The sequence below is a fragment of the Actinomadura napierensis genome (assembly GCF_039529375.1).
Classification (GTDB): domain Bacteria; phylum Actinomycetota; class Actinomycetes; order Streptosporangiales; family Streptosporangiaceae; genus Spirillospora; species Spirillospora napierensis.
This window is the reverse complement of record NZ_BAAAMR010000236.1, coordinates 1-3,322: the sequence shown is the minus strand read 5'-3', so window position 1 is coordinate 3,322 and position 3,322 is coordinate 1. Positions and strand designations below refer to the sequence as shown.

The following is a 3,322-nucleotide window of genomic DNA, read 5'->3' as shown; positions in this document are numbered from 1 at the left end:
ACCACACCAACACCACCACCTACCTCGAAACCACACCCCACCCCACACTCACACCACTCACCCACGACACCCTCGCCCATTTCAACGAAGCGAACGGGAATGGCGCCAAGCCTTTCGACGAGCGCGACGTCCTGGTGGCGGCCACCCTGCGGGACGGCCATGACGAGGTGACGACGCTGCTCACCACGCTCGGCCGCCTGCACGCCCACGGCATCCACCTCGACTGGCCGCGGATTCTGAGCGCCTTCGGCGTCCCGGAGCCGGCGGTCCCCGCCGCGCTGCCGACCTACGCCTTCCAGCGCCGGCAGTACTGGCTGCACGCCCCGGCCGGTTCGGCGGACGTCGCGGCCGCCGGCCTGGAGACCACGGCGCACCCGCTGCTCGGCGCATGCGTGACGCTTCCCGACGAGCGGACCACCGTCTTCACTGGACGCCTGTCCCTGGACACCCACCCCTGGCTGACCGACCACGCCATCAACGGCATCCCCGTCCTGCCCGGCACCGCCTACCTCGAACTCGCCATCCACGCAGGCGACCACACCGGCACACCCCACATCCACGAACTCTCACTCCAAGCTCCCTTGGCCCTGCACACCTCCGTCCAGCTCCAGATCACCGTCAGCGCCCCCGACGACAACGGCCACCGGGCGCTGACCATCCACTCCCGCCCGACCGGCACCGAACCCTGGACCTGCCACGCCACCGGCACCCTCGCCCCGGCGGCGGCACCCAAGGCACCCGACCTGACCGCCTGGCCGCCGCCCGGCGCCGAGCCGGTCCCCACCGATGACCTCTACCAGCGGTTCGACAGCCTCGGGCTCAGCTACGGGCCGCTCTTCCAGGGCATCCACGCCGTCTGGCGCGACGCCGACAGGGTCTATGCCGAGGTCGCGCTCCCCGACCCCGACGCCGCCACCGGCTACACCCTCCACCCGGCCCTGCTGGACGCCGCCCTCCACCCGATCGCGCTGGCCGGCTCCCAGAACGGCGGGGTCCACCTCCCCTTCGCCTGGGAGGGCGTGACCTTCCACGCCGCCGGCGCCACCACGCTCCGCGTCGCGATCACCCCGGCGGGCGAACAGGCCACCGGCCTGTCCATCACCGCCACCGACCCCGCCGGACACCCCGTCGCGACCATCGACACGCTCACCCTGCGACCGCTCGCCGACGTACCCGGCGCCCCCGCGCAGGACGGCCACCTCTACGCACTGGCCTGGCCCGCCCTCGCGACGACCGAGCGGCCCACCCTCGACGGTCCCTGCGCCATCCTCGGCATGCACGGCCCGGACCCGGCGCACGGGCTGCGCGACGCGCTCACCGTCCCCGCCCGGCTCTACACCGGCCTGGACCAGCTCACCGACCCGCCTCCGGTCATCCTGGTCCCTGCCGCCGCGCCCGGCGGCGAGCCCGGCGTGGTCGAGGGAGCCCACGCGCTCACCCGGCGCGTGCTGCGGCTGCTCCAGGAGTACCTCACCGACGACGGGCTCAGCGGCAGCCGGCTGGTCCTGCTGACCACCGGCGCCGTCGCGGTCGACGACGCCGAGACCGCCGACCTCGCCCAGAGCCCACTGTGGGGCCTGGTCCGCAGCGTCCAGGCCGAGCATCCGGGCCGCATCACGCTCATCGACCTGGACGGCGGGCCCGAGGCGTACCGGCTGCTCATGCCCGCGATCGGCGCCGCGCTGGAGCAGGGCGAGCCCCAACTGGCCGTCCGCGCGACCGGTGTCCATATCCCGCGGCTGACGCGCCTGCCGGGCGGCGACACGGACGGCGGGGCGTTCGACGCCCTGATTCCCGGCGGCACCGTACTGGTCACCGGCGGCACGGGCACTCTGGGCCGCCTCGTCGCCGAGCACCTGGTCACAGCCCACGGCGTCACCCACCTGACCCTGGCCAGCCGCACCGGACCGGACTCCCCCCAAGCCCAAGAACTCACCCGTCACCTGGAAGAACTCGGCGCCCACGTCACCATCACCGCCTGCGACACCGCCGACCCCGCCCAAGTCGCCGAACTCCTGGCGGACATCCCGGCCGAACACCCCCTCACCGCCGTCATCCACGCGGCCGGAGTGACCGACGACGCCGTCGTCACCTCCCTCACCGCCGAACAGATCGACAAGGTCTTCGCACCCAAGGTGGACGCGGCCTGGAACCTGCACCAGCAGACCCGCCACCTCCCCCTGAACGCCTTCATCCTCTTCTCCTCGGCCGCCGCCACCTTCGGCCCTCCCGGAGTGGCGGGCTACGCCGCGGCCAACGGCTTCCTGGACGCCCTGGCCGCGCACCGGCGGGCCGAGGGGCTGCCCGCCCAGTCGATCGGCTGGGGCTACTGGCAACAGGACAGCGGCATGACCGCCCACCTCACCGACACCGACCGCAACCGCCTGACCCGCAGCGGGACGACGCCCATCACCGACGAGCAGGGGTTGGCGCTGCTCGACGCCGCCGTCAGGACGGCCCGCCCCCACCTGCTGGCCACCCCGATCAGCGTCCGCGACCTGACCGGGGCGGCCCCGCCGCTGTTCGCCGACCTCGTCCGGCGCGCCGCCCGGCCCACCGCGAGCGCGCGCGCCCGCACCGCCGGACTGGCCGACCGGCTGGCCGCGCTCGCCCCCGAGGAGCAGGACCAGCGCGTGCTGGACCTGGTGCGGTCCGGCATCGCCGAGGTCCTGGCGCACGCCTCCCCGGAGAGCGTCGACCCCGGCCGGCCGTTCAACGAGCTGGGGTTCGACTCGCTCACCGCGATCGAGCTGCGCAACCGGCTGGCCGACGCCACCGGGCACCGGCTGCCCCCCACGCTCGTCTTCGACTACCCCACGCCGCGCGCCCTGGCGCGGCACCTGCGGGCCCAGCTCGTCCCCTCGGCGCCGGAGCTGATGCTGCACCAGCTCGACACACTGGAGAGCACGCTGGCGGCGATCACCCGGGAGGACATCGCCGACACGAAGATCGCCAAGCGCCTGCAGGGCCTGCTGACCAAGATCGGCAAGTTGGATTCCGCGGCGGCCGAGACGACCGTCCTGGCCGATCTGCGATCAGCGACGAACGAGGAACTCTTCAAGCTGGTCGACGACGACCTCAACATCTCCTGAACAGCGTGAGGGGCAGAGTCCAATGGAAATGGAAGACACGCTTCGCGATTACCTCACCCGCGTCATCGCCGAACTCCAGCAGACGCGCCAGCGGCTGCACGAGGTCGAATCGGAAGAGGAGGAGCCGATCGCGATCGTGGGTATGGGCTGCCATTACCCCGGCGAGGTCACCACCCCGGAGGAACTGTGGGAACTGGTCGCCCAGGGCCGGGACGCGATCGGCGGATTCC

Annotated in this window: 2 protein-coding genes; both read left to right on the top strand. The window is 72.8% G+C overall.

All coding sequences use genetic code 11. From position 1 onward, the window contains the following. A partial coding sequence (locus ABD296_RS49015; protein ID WP_344285296.1) for a type I polyketide synthase occupies window positions 1-3,092 on the top strand: 3,092 nt, incomplete at its 5' end. 28 nt (window positions 3,093-3,120) lie between these two features. After that, a partial coding sequence (locus ABD296_RS49010) for a polyketide synthase docking domain-containing protein (protein ID WP_344285294.1) occupies window positions 3,121-3,322 on the top strand: 202 nt, incomplete at its 3' end.